Raw genomic sequence first — 15,509 nt, forward strand, 5'->3', positions numbered from 1 at the left:
AGCAATTGTGCTTTATCGGACTCACCGCTAGCCATCAACATCGTCGCCAATCGGTAGATAAGAGAAAAGTCGTGTGGACTCGTTTTCTCCAGACTCGCTTCGCTAAACGGAGCGAGCGCAGCAAGGGTGATGACTTCAGCTTGGCGACTGTTGCCTGCCGCTTTTTCTATGTCAGCTATTTGCAGCCAAAATAGGGCTGAAAGCGGGTACATATATGACGGTAATTCCTGAAGAAATCGTCTGGCTGTTACCAAGTCGTGGCGGTCGACTGCTTCTCGGATAATCGTCCTAATCGCATCGTCTCGATGATTTACATACAAATTTGCTCCAAGCTTTGGCAAGATATCGAGTGCCTTTTGAGTTTCCCCGATACGTGCTGCATTTACGGCCAAAGGCGCTATCAGATACCTGACATCTCCATACTTTTCTGCCAGCTTGACGTTGCCAAGCACCAAGGCAGTCTCGGCCAGCAAGTTGACCGCCGTGCGCCTGGCGCCTTGATTCTCAAGAGCAACTGCTACTTGCAGGCCGCGCTCAAGCGTCGACAAAGCTTTCCCTGCATTTCCGCCCCGGAAGTACAGAAGGCTCAGTTTTTGGAAAGTAAATGCCGTATCAAACCCAGGCTTCACGGTTGCCAACCGCTCCAATATAGGATCGATTGCCCAGGCATCGACTTTCACAGCAGGGGCAAGTGCTTCGAATGCCTCTGCTAATTGGCGGTAGTCTAGTGGGGTAGGGTTGGGCCTGGCCATGTACGTCGCATAGCTCTGCTTTGCTTCGCTCTCCACTCCGAGGGAGAGATACGTCGCACTTATATAACCAAGAACCCACCGGTTCGCGCCCCCCTGAGCGTCCTGTTCCGCCAATGCGAGCAGTTCAATTCGCCTAGAGTGCTGTAGTGCTACAGCGTCCTGTGCAATCTGCAGAAAGTCGTAAGCTCTCTGGCCCATCGGTTTTTTGTACGCTTGAGCAAGCGCCTCTTCGCTGTAACCGGCCTTTGACATTTCGGAAGCGAAAGATGAATTGGGTGACGTTTTTTGGGCAAGATCGAACATCATCAAGCCTGCCGGATACCAGCTCTTGGCTCTGATGAAGATTTCAAATTCTTCAACCTCTGTTGCAAATGCGGGGCGCATCAGCATGAATACAAATCCGCACACCGCCAGCTGCCTTCTCATGTGATGCTCCATGCTCGAGGTTTGCCTACGGCCCAAAACTCGTATTCCTATATTAGATTTGCCGTACTTCATTCATTTCTGAGGAGCCAGTCTACGAGGCTCGCTTTCGAGCGTCACGCTTAAGAGTATTCAGCTCCCATTCAGTAGGGAAAAGGGGATGACGTATCGTAACCGTCCGGCCAAGTCATCTACCCAGCCCCGCAAAGCCAAGACATGGTGTGCACTTAAATTTAAGTGGGCACCAGTTCTAGCCTTTTAAGCGGGTATTTCATGCAGCCAACACGCCGTTCCTATTCCAAGTCCTTCAAAGCCCAAGTCATTCAAGAGTGTGCACAGCCCGGTGCTTCGATTGCCAGCGTCGCACTCAGCCATAGCCTCAATGCAAACCTCGTCCACAAATGGATTCGCCTGCAAGCGCAGAAAAGCACGGCGCTGCAACCTGCATTTATTCCGTTACCCGTGTCGCTGGCCGTTGCACACTCGCACGCATCGTCAAATATCCACGTTGAGATACAGCACTCGCGCGGCACCGTCACAGTGAACTGGCCCACTGAAAGTGCTGCTGCCTGCGCGACCTTTCTTCGAGACCTTCTGCGATGATTCGCATCGACTCCATCTGGCTCGCCACTGAGCCGATGGACATGCGGGCAGGCACCGATACGGCGTTAGCCAAGGTGATTGCAGCGTTCGGTGCGGCGCAGCCGCACTGTGCTTATCTGTTCGCCAACCGCCGCGCCAATCGCATGAAAGTGCTGGTGCATGACGGCTTCGGAATATGGCTGGCGGCGCGTCGGTTGAACCAAGGCAAGTTTCACTGGCCCGGCGTTCGCCATGGCTCAGAAATGGAATTGGATACCGAGCAACTTCAGGCATTGGTGCTGGGGCTGCCATGGCAGCGCGCAGGTTCTGGAGGCTCGATCACACTGCTTTAGCGGCTGCCATTAGCCCATCGACCTATCGCCGCAAATTGCCTGCTCTGGCAAAATCGGCCCCATGACTTCGCTCCCAAATCTCGATCACCTGTCCCCTGAACAACTGCGCGCCTTGGCCGCGCAGTTGATGCAGCGCGTCGAGAGCCTCGACAATCAGGTTGACACGCTGGGCAAGACGGTCGAAACGATGGGTAAAACCGTTGAGACTATGGGCAAGAAGATCAACCGCGACCAAACGTTGATCGAAAAGCTGACTCATGAGATCGCCCAACTCAAGCGTTTGAAGTTTGCCAAACGCAGCGAGCAGATGAATCCTGAGCAGGCCAGTTTGCTCGATGACCTGATCGATACCGATATCGCAGCGATTGAGGCCGAGCTTCAAAGCTTGCAGGCAGCGATAACTCCTACCGAGAAGAAACAAAAGCCAAAGCGCACGGCATTGCCAGCTGAGTTTCCACGCACTTTGATCCATCACGAACCAGACAACACTCACTGCCCATGCGGCTGCGCCCTCAAACGCATCGGCGAGGACGTCAGCGAAAAGCTGGACTACACGCCCGGTGTGTTCACCGTCGAGCGCCATGTGCGTGGCAAATGGGTCTGCGATGACTGCGAAAGGCTCATCCAGGCACCGGTTCCGGCGCAGATCATCGATAAGGGCATCCCGACCGCCGGGCTGCTGGCGCACGTAATGATTGCCAAGTTTGCTGACCATCTGCCGCTTTACCGTCAGGAGTCGATCTTCGGTCGAGCAGGCTTTGCGATTCCACGTTCAACATTGGCTCAATGGGTTGGCGTGACGGGAGTGCAGTTGCAGCCTCTGGTCGACGCGCTGCGCGAAGTAGTGCTTGGGCAACAAGTCATCCACGCAGATGAAACACCGGTGCAGATGCTCATGCCGGGAATAAAGAAAACTCACCGTTCCTATGTGTGGGCCTACGCCACCAGCCAGTTCTCGGACTTGGCAGCGGTGGTTTATGACTTCAGTCCCAGCCGTGCCGGTGAGCATGCTCGCAACTTCCTGCAAGACTGGAGGGGCAAGCTGGTCTGCGACGACTTTGGCGGCTACAAGGCCAGCTTTGAACTCGGCGTGACCGAGATTGGGTGCATGGCCCATACACGGCGCAAGTTCTTCGAACTGCACACTACGAATAAAAGCACGCTCGCCGAGCAAGCGCTGCGCTATATCCAGTTGTTGTACGAAATCGAAAGAGAAGCCCGCGACTTGGAACCGGATTTACGGTGCCGAATACGGCAAGAAAAAGCCGTGCCGGTGATGGATAGGCTGCATGCCTGGATGATCGCCCGGCGAGAACTTGTACCCGAAGGATCGGCTATCAGCAGAGCATTGGATTACAGTCTGAAACGCTGGGCAGCGCTATCGCGCTACCTTGATGACGGGGCCGTACCCATTGACAATAATTGGTGCGAGAACCAGATCCGGCCATGGGCTCTTGGACGCAAGAACTGGCTCTTTGCAGGTTCACTGCGCAGCGGCAAACGGCGGCTGCGATCATGAGTTTGATCCAGTCAGCACGGCTTAATGGACATGATACGTACGCTTATCTGAAGGATGTTTTGACGCGTTTACCGACATATCCTGCACGGCTGGTGGGTGAGTTACTACCGCATAGGTGGACGCCTCTGCAGCAAAGCTGCGCCAATAAACGATCATTGAGCACGTGTTGACGCCTTAGACTTCGCTATGCAAAATTACGCGTCTAAGCCGCGAAAAACGGTTGCTTGTATCGCGCGGGTCACACTGCCGCACCATCAGGCAATCGCGTACACGCCTCCTTCTGTCTCCCGGAAGGTCGGCCAGCGTTTTCCCCCGACATTTTGTCGGAGCTCTACGAGTGCCTTGCTTCTTGGCGATGCTCGTAATACCGGAACACGCCATGTACAGCCCCCCCGAATCATCGACTTCATCGACTACCCCTCGTATCGCTATTGTGGGGGCTGGCCTCGGAGGATTGACGCTTGCACGTGTCCTGCATGTCAACGGCATACCAGCCACCATTTATGAGAGCGAAGTATCGGCAACAGCGCGAGCGCAAGGTGGCCTGTTGGACATTCACGAATACAATGGTCAGGTGGGACTGAAAGCTGCGGGTCTCTATGATGCTTTCCTGGCCCTCGCGCTTCCGGGTGAAGATGCCAAGCGTATCGTCGACAAATACGGCACCGTTTTGTTTGACAGGCCCGGCCTGGGCGGTTCGGCCAAACCAGAAGTTGATAGGGGCGCACTTCGGCACCTTCTAATCAAATCCCTACCTGCTGAATCCATCCTATGGGGTCGCAAGCTTGTGCATGCGAATCGCGGTGCCGAGGGACTGCACGAACTGGTATTCGCCGACGGCTCGACAGAGACAGCAGACTTGCTGGTGGGCGCAGACGGTGCGTGGTCGAGAGTCCGCCCGCTGGTCTCTGCCGCAAAGCCTCATTACGCCGGCACGGCTTTCATCGAAACCCACCTCTTCGATGGCCCCACCCAACATCAAGCCAGCGCCGACGCCATCGGCACTGGAACGCTGATGGCTGTTGCGCCAGGGAAGGCCATCCTTGCTCATCACCACGCAAACGGTACGCTGCACACCTACATTGCGCTGAACAAGCCTGAAGTATGGATTGACGCAGTGGACTTTAACCATCCGGCGGCGGCACTTCAGCAGGTTGCCGATGAGTTTATAGGCTGGGCTGCGCCGCTTCGCGCGTTGGTCACCGCAAGCGATACCACGCCGCTTGTGCGGCTGATTCATTCCCTGCCGATTAACCACCGGTGGGAGCGCAGACCTGATGTCACGCTCGTGGGCGACGCTGCACACCTGATGTCGCCATTCGCCGGGGAAGGTGCCAACCTCGCGATCTATGACGGGGCCTCACTCGCTCACGCGATACGGGATCATTTCGGGAATGTAGAGGCAGCTCTGGCTGTGTACGAGCAAGCACTGTTCCCACGCAGCGCCGCCTTCGCGGAGGAAACGGCTAAGAATCACCAGAGCTTCTTCGGCAATGACGCTCCAGCGAGTGTAGTGAAGCTCTTTTCACCGCGATAACTTGTTACGAATGGCCAATAGTTATCCGCGCATCAGTCAACACGACTTTGCCAGACGCTTACGACGTATCTACAAGAAAGCCCAGTTATTCCCCCTTGATTTTCGCCTCGCCCTAATTATTTCGATTCGTTCCAGCGTTGTCAGGGATTGATCCGACCCAGTGCCGCCCATCTTCGTAGGGATCAAAGCCCATCCGCTTTCCGACTGCGACGGCTTTGTCATTGGCGCATTCGATGGCAAGAAATTTATACCTGAGCTGTGTGCGAGGTTCACCAACACCTCTAGCAGCCCCCGGCCGTGGCCCGCACGCTGCTCTTTGAGCATAAGGCGCGCCAAGATAATGCACTCCCTAGGCCAGAAGTCTTGCGGGCGGACAAATACGCGAAAGTAGAGGTCGTACTTTCTTGTGAAAGCCGAGACTGTGGAGCCAGATCTCCAAAGCGTCTGGCCGACGTAACGCGGCTTGTATGAGAACCGTGCAGTTAGAAATTCGGCAAGATGAGGCTTCAGGAATTCACAGCCTTGGCGTGCATACTCATCCCATTCGTCGTCGCTGGCGCCCTGCGTTGGGATCGTTTGCATCGGTTCGCCATTATTTAGTTTACTAACGCTAAATGTAGTCGGAAGCTCAGCGTCCAGCGATGGGTACCGACTAAGCTCCAGCCATGAATTGGCTCTGGATATAGCACTGCTACTATCAGAAGCATGATCTGCATCGCGATCAATAACCGACTATCTGACGCAACCGTCAGCTGTGAGGTACACCCCCAAACTGCTGTCTGGCGTCACCGCCTGCCTGTTTGTCCATGAGTTGGCCCGCCAGTGATGGCACTCGATTACCCAACAGAAATCCGATTTTAGGTGATGAGAGCAACAATAATTGCCAGCCAAAAAAAATATCAAGCAACTGATACAAAACGTTATTTATAAGTAAATAAATTTATTTTTTCTTTCTGCTCTATAAAAATATTTTTGAAACCGGAGTTCTTATATTGAGAGCAAAGAAAAAGCAGCATCCTCGTCGTCCCCTCCAACGTAGGCTTTTTTTCACATCTTTGGCGTGCCCTTGATCTGTTCGTTGCTGTGTTTTTGGAAGAAAGTTGGCATTGAACAGGCATGAACGCTGGCATCGGGGGTAGGGGGAAATCGTCCATTGGCCGCTAGGCCGCTGCTTCACCTTTTGTCTTCAAAGAGCGAAGCTCATAGGTTTTTTGTAAAGTCGTTCGTCCCAGCGGAGCGCACAAATTCGTTGAACTACGTCTTAAATTTGGGATGGCATGATGGAGTACAGTCTGGAGTCGAAAATCTGGTCACAAGCGCAGCATACGTTTTCGCAGCAGGCGTTTGAGGTTTTAGTGGATGTAGCGGTGAGCTGCTATTTGCGAGAACCTGGTCACGCGGGCGTGGAGCGGATGCATGCCTCTCAGATCGGCACTTGTGGGCTGCATGCGCTTAGGACAGCGCTTGATCGGAAAGGATTGCTGCACGAAGGTGAGGCAATTCTTAGCTATGTCTCCGTCAGGGCTACACTCCGGTCTCACGTCTACCACGTGCTCCAACAGAGCCTCATAGTTTCTGGCGACGCGTCTGACCTTACCCTAGTGGATCAACTGGAGCGCGATCTGAATCTATAGGGCAAGACCCCTGCCGCTGGGGTATAGGGACGTGCCGTTGAGTCCGTGAGCGGAGTGGCGAAAGTGCACAATATTTCGACATTTGTTGATGGGCTCGTCAAGAAGCTCTTCACCTGTCCGGCGATGAGTTCAAAGGGAGATCATTTTGCATTGTGAGATCTTGGATGATTCTGGACGTAATGGTTCCAGATGACATGACTATTCAGATTGAGGCGCAGCGCCAAAGCTCAACCGATTTGTATGCGGGCCAGGTTGTCTTTGCTAGCGATCCTTTCAATATCCATGGGTACAGGCGTTGTCAGGGGCTACCAGACAACCTTCGAAACCTGTTTTTTGAAAGCAAAGACGCTCTGTACATCCTTGCCGGCCGTCGCGCTCCGAAGCACGTGAGCTTGCCCGCGCTGGTAGCTCTCCAGCAATCCATGGGAGCCCCGTATCGTGATTGATGATCTATTGCCCGTACTGTGGGAGCGCTATTCCAAGCTGTTTTGCAGTGAGCATGTGCGGGAAATGGCCTGCTACCCCGGCTGGCTGAATTTACTTAATAGCCTTGCCATGAACTGCACACACACACTTGGATGCCAACCTCGGCACACCTCAAATCATCGTGATCCAAGTTAAGGAAAAATCCGGCGGTTTACGGTTTTATATCGCTGGCGGTGATGAGTTTTTGTCGAGCGGCGGTGCATGCTGCACAGGAGGCATCCTTGACGATTTGCGAGGTCTACGGCAAGCCTGGGGAGCTAGTCGGAGAGCGGTGGGTCAGCATGCGTTGTGAAAAGCATATCGCCTGGACACCGATACGAGATGGCGATGAGTAGCCCGGAGTTCGTGATGCACGCCAGAATAGTCGAGTGCGAGGAGGCGTTAGTGGACAAATTACGGCAGCGAATCGACTTGATCATGTCTGCAATTGGGCCCGTCATGGATAGCTCTAATGCCGACAGTGAGCTAATTTTTGCCGAAGTTGTTGTCGATACCTGTGCTCGTCGCGGGCGCGGACTTGCTGAAAAAAACCGGGATAATTTCCGCACATGGATCTCTCAAAAACCGAGCGGGGCTAGAGTGCTTTTTGCTCGCGCTAGAGGCCCGGGTTCAGGCAGCGCTCATTGATGACGTAGAGGGTGGGGCCGTGGTGGAGCTGGCTCCCGAAATGCTCGCGCAAGTGGGATGGGAGTGGGTGATATTCTTGAAATCACTCAGCGCTCAGATGGAGCGGTCGTAATCAGCAAGCCGGCTTCACGCGAGGACGTAATTGAGGAGGGGTTGGTGGGAGCATCGTAGATGCTTGGTGATGTGGCTACGAATAGATACACCGCGGCGCTTGCTGTGCAGCGCTAAAGAGTTTTAGCAGCTAGCCGACAAACCTGTCTGGCTGGCATTTAGGTTGTCTGGATGCATTTGGTACATGGAACGTCGATGAAGCACTACTTCTCCCTCTGCACGCTTTCTCTTTGCCTTTTCACCATGAATGGCCAAGAAGCCTTGGCACGTGAGCCATATTCAAAGCACGCTGATCTACTCGCGGTTTATCAAGCTGCATCGTTAAACGATGCGAGGCTTTCCGCTGCCCGGCATACCTATCATGCTCAATTGGAAGCTACACCACAGGCGCGTTCTGGGTTGCTGCCAAGCCTCACGGCAGGCGCTACGACCGAGGTAACTCGGTTAGAGCGCGACGAGCCTGCTCTGACCAGGGAGCGCAGCAGTGCGACCTTTCGGGCCAACTTAAGTCAGCCTCTGTTTCGTATAGATCGCTGGTATCAATTCAAAGCAGCAGAGTTCACGGTTAGCCAGGCGGCGCTTGAGCTTTCCGCGAAGGAGCAAGAGCTGATTTTGACTGCTGCCCAGGCGTATTTTGAAACGCTGCGCCAGCTTGATGCTAGAGCCGCCGCTGAGGCTGAGGAAGCAGCGCTTTTGCGGCAGCGAGATCAAGCTCAAGGGCGGCTGGAGGACGGGGCTTCAAGCATTACCGACGTTTACGATGCGCAGGCGGCTTACGACAATGCCCGCGCTAATCGGCAGCTGATTCAACGCAAGGTCGATGATGCCTATGAGGCCCTGTCTCGCTTGACTAAAGAGTCCTATGACTCTCTGGCTGGTATGGGGCATCAACTACCGGTTACACCTCCCACGCCTAACAATCCGGTTCTCTGGGTGGATGCTGCTATAAAGCAAAACTTCCAGTTGCAGGCTGCCGAGCACGCGGTGAGCGCCGCCGAGCAGACTCTTCTTCAGCGTAAGGCAGGGCACGCCCCTACGGTGGATGCTGTGGCGTCGTACCGCACAGGCAATAACGATGGTTTTGGATATAGCAACCCTGCGGAGTCCGGGACAAGCGGATACCGAGGCAACGTTGCCCAGGGCAGCATAGGTCTTGAACTGAACATCCCACTGTATTCTGGCGGAATGGTGAATTCGCAGGTTCGAGAATCGACGGAGCGGTTGTACCAAAGTCAGGATGAACAAGAAGACCGGCGTCGTGAGGTGGTGCTCAATACGCGAAACGCATTTCGGGGGGTCAACTCAGACATTGAGCAGATAGCCGCTCGACGCCAGAGCATTCGTTCGGGCCGAAAGTCCGTCGAAGCCAACAAGGTCGGCGTCGATATTGGTTCCAGAAACATTGTTGATCTGTTGAACGCTGAGCGGCAATTGTATGCGGCTGTTCGAGATTATAACGATGCTCGCTATGACTACATCCTGGACAACCTGAAGCTCAAACAAGCAGCGGGCTCGCTCAGCCCGGATGACCTCAGGTCTCTATCTGCTTACCTTAAGCAGGACTATGACCCAAGCCGGGATTTCCTTCCTGCGGATCTTTAAGCTCCGTGCAGCGTACCGCAACCGTATGAACGGTCAGATACCTACTTCGCTCCAGGCGTAGATCACCAGCTATGCCTGCGCATATCAGTGATTTTGTCGTCCTTTTTTCAACATCAATTGCAGTGATTCCCATCAATTTTTGATGGGCGTCATCGCTTCGTCTTGCCTTGTAATATTTTGTATCCGTTCAGGTACTGTTCAGCTATATTGAGATGGCTAACCGCCAGCAATGACTCCGGCGCGCTTCACCTTAATTTGCAGGGATGCTTTATGACCTCCACGGATCCAGGCGTAGCGTCTAATAACGCTTTACCGATAGACACGGGACTCGCATCGCTTGTGATGCTGGCTCGTTTTCATCAGGTGTCAGCATCCCCTGAACAACTAGCCCATGAATTTTCGTCAGGTGAAGCTCTCCAGCCATCCGAGCTGCTTCTAGCTGCAAAAAAATTAGGCCTTAAGGCCAAGTTTGCCAAAGCGGCTATCGACAGGCTGGATCGCACCCCTTTGCCTGCAATCGCACAAGGCGCCGACGGGCAGTTTTTTATCGTGGCGCGCCTCGACCAAGGCAAGGTGCTCATTCATGACCCTCGTTCTCAGCGTCCCGAGATCATTACGATCGAGGATTTGGCCGCTCGCTGGGCTGGGCGACTGCTCTTCATAGGAACGGGAGCAGGGAACGCGGGTGAGTCCTCGCGTTTCGATTTCACCTGGTTCATTCCGGCGGTCGTTAAGTATCGAAAGCTTCTCGGCGAGGTATTGCTGGTTTCTTTCGTGCTGCAGATTTTTTCGCTGATCACCCCGCTTTTTTTTCAGGTCGTCATGGACAAGGTGCTGGTACACCATGGATTGACCACCCTTGACGTGATCGCAATTGGCCTGGCGGGTGTGATGCTGTTTGAATCTGGTCTATCGGGCTTGCGATCCTACGTTTTCGCCCATACCGCCAGCCGAATCGACGTGGAGTTAGGCTCCAAGTTATTCAGGCATCTGATCACACTGCCGCTTTCCTATTTCCAGGCGCGAAGGGTAGGGGATTCGGTAGCGAGGATGCGGGAGCTCGAAAACATCCGTAGTTTCATTACCGGCAATGCCATCACCTTGCTCCTCGATATTTTGTTCTCGGCAGTCTTCATCGCGGTGATGTTCTATTACAGCGGTTGGCTGACGCTGATCGTCCTATTGTCACTCCCTATGTACATCCTAGTTTCGATTTTCATCACGCCGATATTGCGGGCACGTCTGAATGACAGCTTTGCTCGGGGCGCTGAAAATCAGGCATTTCTGGTAGAGACGGTTAACGGTATAGACACCCTGAAATCGATGGCTGTTGAGCCCCAGGCTGTTCGTAAATGGGACAACCAGTTAGCGGGGTACGTGGCAGCAGGTTTCAAAACCCAGACTTTGTCGACCATCGCCAACGAGAGCGTTTCGTTGATTGGCAAATTGGTCACCGTGGCCACACTTTGGGTGGGCGCTCGACTGGTCATCGACGGTCAGCTTTCCGTTGGGCAACTAATTGCCTTCAATATGCTTGCTGGTCGAGTCGCACAACCGATCATGCGTCTGGCTCAGCTGTGGACAAACTTTCAGCAAACCGGTGTATCCGTGCAGCGGTTGGGTGACATCCTCAATACCCGGACTGAGTTGACTCAGGCTACTCGTAGCGCGCTCCCGCCCATCAAAGGGCGTATCGAGTTTGATGAGGTTCACTTTCGTTATCGTCCAGATGGCTCTGAGATTCTTCGGGGCATCAGCCTCGCGATTGAAGCCGGTGAGGTCATCGGTGTCGTCGGAAGATCCGGCTCAGGCAAAAGCACGCTGACAAGGCTGCTGCAGCGACTCTATGTGCCTGAGCGGGGGCGCGTCCTAGTTGATGGGATGGACTTGGCGTTGGCCGACGTTTCGTCGTTGCGCCGGCAGATTGGTGTGGTGCTGCAAGACAACATGCTGTTCAACCGTAGCATTCGGGAAAACATTGCGTTAAGCGACCCCGGCGTTCCGTTGGAAGCCGTGATCGACGTTGCAAAGCTCGCGGGAGCTCACGACTTCATCCTGGAGCTTCCTGAAGGCTACGACACCATGGTTGGTGAGCATGGCTCCTCACTGTCCGGTGGGCAGCGTCAGCGTATAGCCATTGCCCGGGCGCTGATGGGTAATCCCCGCATTCTTATTTTCGATGAAGCAACCAGTGCTCTAGATTACGAGTCCGAGCGGATTGTTCAGCAGAACATGAAATCCATCTGCAAGGGGCGTTCGGTCATCATCATTGCCCACCGCCTATCAGCAGTTCGCGATGCGAATCGCATCGTCGTTGTTGACCGGGGACAAATCGTCGAACAGGGCACGCACGCCGAGCTGCTGACTCATCAGGCCGGGCATTACTCCCGTCTCCATCGTTTGCAACAGGGCGGCGGCCATGGCTGATGCTCAAAAAATGGGACTGGGTCAACGCTATCGCAAAGCCTGGCGTGACTCTTGGCGCCGGCGCAAGGAAATGGATGCCCCTAAGCGTTTGGCACATGAAGTTCAATTTCTGCCTGCTGCGCTTGAACTGCAAGATCAGCCAGTGCATCCGGCTCCTCGAATCTTTATCTGGGTGATCATCAGTTTTGCCTTCCTGTTATTGATTTGGGCCTGTGTCGGAAAAATCGACATAGTCGCCACGGCCAGCGGAAAAATTATCCCGAGTGGCAAAACCAAAATCATTCAATCGAGTGAGACTGCAGTGGTAAAGGCGATTTATGTGAGCGATGGGCAAGTGGTCAAAGCCGGGCAGCTTCTGCTTGAATTGGACTCTACGTCAGCGGATGCTGATGTCGGGCGGGTCAAGAGCGATCTACTGGCTGCTCGTATTGATAGCGCCCGAGCCGGGGCGATGCTGGATGCCATCAACGGTAACCATGCGCCGCGATCTCTGGCGGATACCATTCCCGGCGGCGACCCAGAGCATGTTCTTGCTGCTGAGCGATGGCTTCAGGGGCAGTATCAGGAATATCGCAGTAACCTGGATCAGGGCGAAGCGGAAATACTGCAGCGCCAAGCGGACATTCAAGCTGCCCGCGCCCAGGTCGCGAGTCTGCAAAAGACTTTGCCCATCGCGGCAAAGCTTGCCCAGGACTACGAGCATTTGCTGCAGAAGCAATACATCGCTCGTCACGCATACCTTGAAAAGCAACAGGCTCGACTGGACTTGGAGCGCCAGCTTGCTGTCCAGCAGGTGAGCGTTGTTCAGTCCAATGCCGCGCGTCAACAAGCGGAGCGGAGAAGGGAAGGAGTTGTTGCACAGACCAGGAGAGCGATGCTTGATCTGTTGCAGCAAGCGGATCAAAAGGTTGCGTCGTTGAGCCAGGAATTAGCGAAAGCCCGGTATCAGGAAGATCTGACAACAGTTGAAGCGCCCGTGGACGGTACTGTTCAGCAAGTGAATGTCCATACTGTCGGTGGGGTAGTCACGCCTGCCCAGCCTCTGATGATGTTGGTGCCTTCCCAGGTTTCTGTGGAAGTGGAGGCAATGCTAGAAAACAAGGACGTTGGTTTTGTTCATGTGGGACAGGATGTGACAGTGAAAGTAGAGACCTTTACTTTCACTAAGTACGGAACGATTGATGGAGAGGTAGTCAGCGTTTCGCGAGATGCGATTGAAGATGAGAAGCGTGGTCTGCTCTATAGCAGCAAAATTCATTTGAAAAAAAATCGTTTGTTAGTTGATGGCAGAGAGTTTGAATTGACCCCAGGAATGGCAGTGACCGCGGAAGTGAAGACGGATAAACGGCGAATTGTAGAGTATTTTTTGAGTCCGCTAAGACAGCACATAACAGAATCGCTTCACGAAAGATAGTTTAAATGGGTGGAATGAGGGCGACGGCGCTGTAAAAGGTTGAACTTCTACAGCGCTATCTGACTAGGAACGTTATTTTTTTAAGTCCAAAACAGCTATTCCTTCTAAGCTGATTTTAGACGAAAGCACCTTTGCTTGCTCAAGTTCTGTGTCACTCAAATTTTTTGAAATTTTGGTGATTCTCTCGGTGAGGTAAGTTTTTTCTGGAGATTTTGTCAAAGCGTTTTGCAGGAGGGCATAGCTAATTATTAGATTTTTCCGTACTCCAATGCCTTTTTCATATGCGAGCCCCAAATACTCGAGTCCATCCCCTAGTTTGTTATTTTCATTGGCCGAAGATATATAAAGAGAAATTGCTTGGTCGTAGTTTTTTTCTACTCCAAGTCCCCTTTCATACAGCCTCCCAAGTTGTGCTTGGGCTTGGCTAAATCCAAGGTCAGAAAGTCTCTCTAGAAGTATTGCTGCTTGGGAGAAATTTTGATGTGGGCTTTCATTGTTTTGAAGTATTAGGGCCAGCTCAAACATCGCTTGAGGGTAATTTTGTGATGCTGCCTTTTTATAAAGTCTAAAGGCGGTTTCATCATCTTTTTTGACGCCATCTCCGTTTACGTAAAGCAATGCTAGAGTTGTCTGTGCGGCAGGAAAATTATTATCTGCAGATCGGGTTAACCATTTTGCAGCTTCTACCGAATTTTGCTTAGTACCTAGTCCTTTCCAATAAAAATAACCAACCTTGAAATTGGCAAACTCGTTAGACAGTGCTGCGGCATGCTTATACCATGTAAGCGCCAAAGTATAATCGACAGCTACGCCATTGCCTTGTTCATATGTTTGCGCCAATGCGATCTGAGCAATAACATCTCCCTGCTTTGCACTGAGTTCATACCAATGAACTGCCTTCGCATGATTTTTCTCTACACCCAAACCCTTGGCATATGCAATACCAATATTTCGCTGAGCCACAGGATCATTTTGTTTGGCTGCTGAATGGAAAAACCTCATAGCTCTCTCTGGATCTTTTTGCGTGCCGTCCCCCGTCATGAGCTTTATAGCGAGATCGTTCTGTGCTGAGACGTTGCCTTTGTTTGCAGCCGTTTGAAGTAAGTCGAAAGCTCTTCGAGAATCTCTTTGGACACCCAAACCTTTGTCATATAAAATTGATAATGCATGCATCGCCTCAGGCAAGCCTTTATTTGCAGCGCCCTGATATAACTCCGCAGCCCTAGAGTAGTCCTGCTTGACACCCTGTCCGTGCTCATACATTGAGCCTAGCTCCGCTTCAGATAAAGTATCTCCTTTGTCGGCTGCTTTTTTAAACAGTTTTGCTGCCTCTAAAAAATTTTGAGGCACACCATTACCTGCTAAGTAGAGCTTGGCTAGATAACGCGTAGCGAGTGCGGAGCCACCATCAGCCTCTGATCGAAGAAGATGTATGGCTTTATCATAATTATTTTGTTTTAAAGCTTGTAATCCTTCTTCGATAGATGCGTGCGAAACGGCAGATGAAACTGTAAGTGCCAGTGAAATTATTAATCTAAGGGGATTCAAGTTGGTCAACTCCGTTTTGGCCGTTATAGATGGATGGCTGCCTTTAAGGATGCTGGGTTAGCGGTTTCCACAGCTTGGTTAAAATGGTATCACTACGGGTGAAAAAGTTCTACGGCCTTTTGCTTGTCTTATTATTAAGGCAGATTGTGGGTACTAAATTTTATAGTTGGTGGTGTGCGCAGAATTAGTTTAAGTTATTAAGTGATGGAGCGTAATAGCTAAAGGCAAATTGATATTTTTGCTATTTGTTTTATTATTGGCGTAAATGCTATTCGGATAGCGTCTTTTTTTAGGGGAAAGACCGAGAGGGTTGAGTTGTTTGTCAACTGCATGTGCCGATGCAGGGCCGCCTTTCCTGGCCGTCACTGTTAGGATTTTTATGCAGCCACGGATGTGGCCTTGATGGGATACTAGCTTTTTAATAGCTGCGCTATGGGGGAGTGGTGTCATATATCGCCTAAAATTAACACCGGATTAATCCGCTAATTTTTTAC

The 15,509-nt window shown here is 52.5% G+C and carries 8 protein-coding genes and 2 pseudogenes; 8 read left to right on the forward strand and 2 right to left on the reverse strand.

Going from position 1 to position 15,509, the window contains the following annotated elements; translation table 11 throughout:
* On the reverse strand, positions 1–1,178 hold a 1,178-nt coding region (locus ACP7E4_RS02905), incomplete at its 3' end, for a hypothetical protein (protein ID WP_426224877.1).
* Between the two features lie 270 nt (positions 1,179–1,448).
* Here ACP7E4_RS02905 and tnpA point away from each other — a divergent pair.
* The 8 genes and pseudogenes from tnpA (at position 1,449) to ACP7E4_RS02945 (ending at position 13,467) form a co-directional block, all read left to right on the forward strand.
* The gene (gene tnpA / locus ACP7E4_RS02910) at positions 1,449–1,778 is read left to right on the forward strand and encodes an IS66-like element accessory protein TnpA (protein WP_426112050.1); all 330 of its coding nucleotides are present in this window, start codon (positions 1,449–1,451) and stop codon (positions 1,776–1,778) included.
* Complete coding sequence (tnpB, locus tag ACP7E4_RS02915; RefSeq protein WP_426112048.1) at positions 1,775–2,110, forward strand: IS66 family insertion sequence element accessory protein TnpB; 336 nt, start codon at positions 1,775–1,777, stop codon at positions 2,108–2,110. Before tnpA ends, tnpB begins: the two co-directional genes overlap by 4 nt.
* A 61-nt stretch (positions 2,111–2,171) precedes the next feature.
* Positions 2,172–3,799 (forward strand): annotated as a pseudogene (gene tnpC, locus ACP7E4_RS02920) (IS66 family transposase).
* A 209-nt stretch (positions 3,800–4,008) separates the two neighbouring features.
* Entirely contained in the window at positions 4,009–5,166 is a 1,158-nt protein-coding gene (locus ACP7E4_RS02925; RefSeq protein ID WP_426112046.1) for an FAD-dependent oxidoreductase, read from the forward strand.
* Positions 5,167–6,910: 1,744 nt separating this feature from the next.
* Positions 6,911–7,246 (forward strand): annotated as a pseudogene (locus ACP7E4_RS02930) (DUF6957 family protein); the annotation flags it as partial.
* 973 nt (positions 7,247–8,219) lie between these two features.
* Positions 8,220–9,626, forward strand: a complete 1,407-nt coding sequence (locus ACP7E4_RS02935) for a TolC family outer membrane protein (protein ID WP_426112044.1) — start codon at positions 8,220–8,222, stop codon at positions 9,624–9,626.
* A 270-nt stretch (positions 9,627–9,896) separates the two neighbouring features.
* A complete protein-coding gene (locus tag ACP7E4_RS02940; protein WP_426112042.1) occupies positions 9,897–12,053 on the forward strand; it encodes a type I secretion system permease/ATPase in 2,157 nt (718 codons plus the stop codon).
* The gene (locus tag ACP7E4_RS02945) at positions 12,046–13,467 is read left to right on the forward strand and encodes an HlyD family type I secretion periplasmic adaptor subunit (protein WP_426112040.1); all 1,422 of its coding nucleotides are present in this window, start codon (positions 12,046–12,048) and stop codon (positions 13,465–13,467) included. The genes ACP7E4_RS02940 and ACP7E4_RS02945 overlap by 8 nt, the downstream gene beginning before the upstream one ends.
* A 72-nt stretch (positions 13,468–13,539) precedes the next feature.
* Here ACP7E4_RS02945 and ACP7E4_RS02950 read toward each other — a convergent pair whose 3' ends face one another.
* Positions 13,540–15,015, reverse strand: coding sequence for a tetratricopeptide repeat protein (locus ACP7E4_RS02950; protein ID WP_426112038.1), 1,476 nt, complete (start codon positions 15,013–15,015; stop codon positions 13,540–13,542).
* Positions 15,016–15,509 lie beyond the last annotated feature (494 nt).

Source organism: Pseudomonas sp. DSP3-2-3, assembly GCF_049898225.1.
GTDB lineage: Bacteria > Pseudomonadota > Gammaproteobacteria > Pseudomonadales > Pseudomonadaceae > Aquipseudomonas.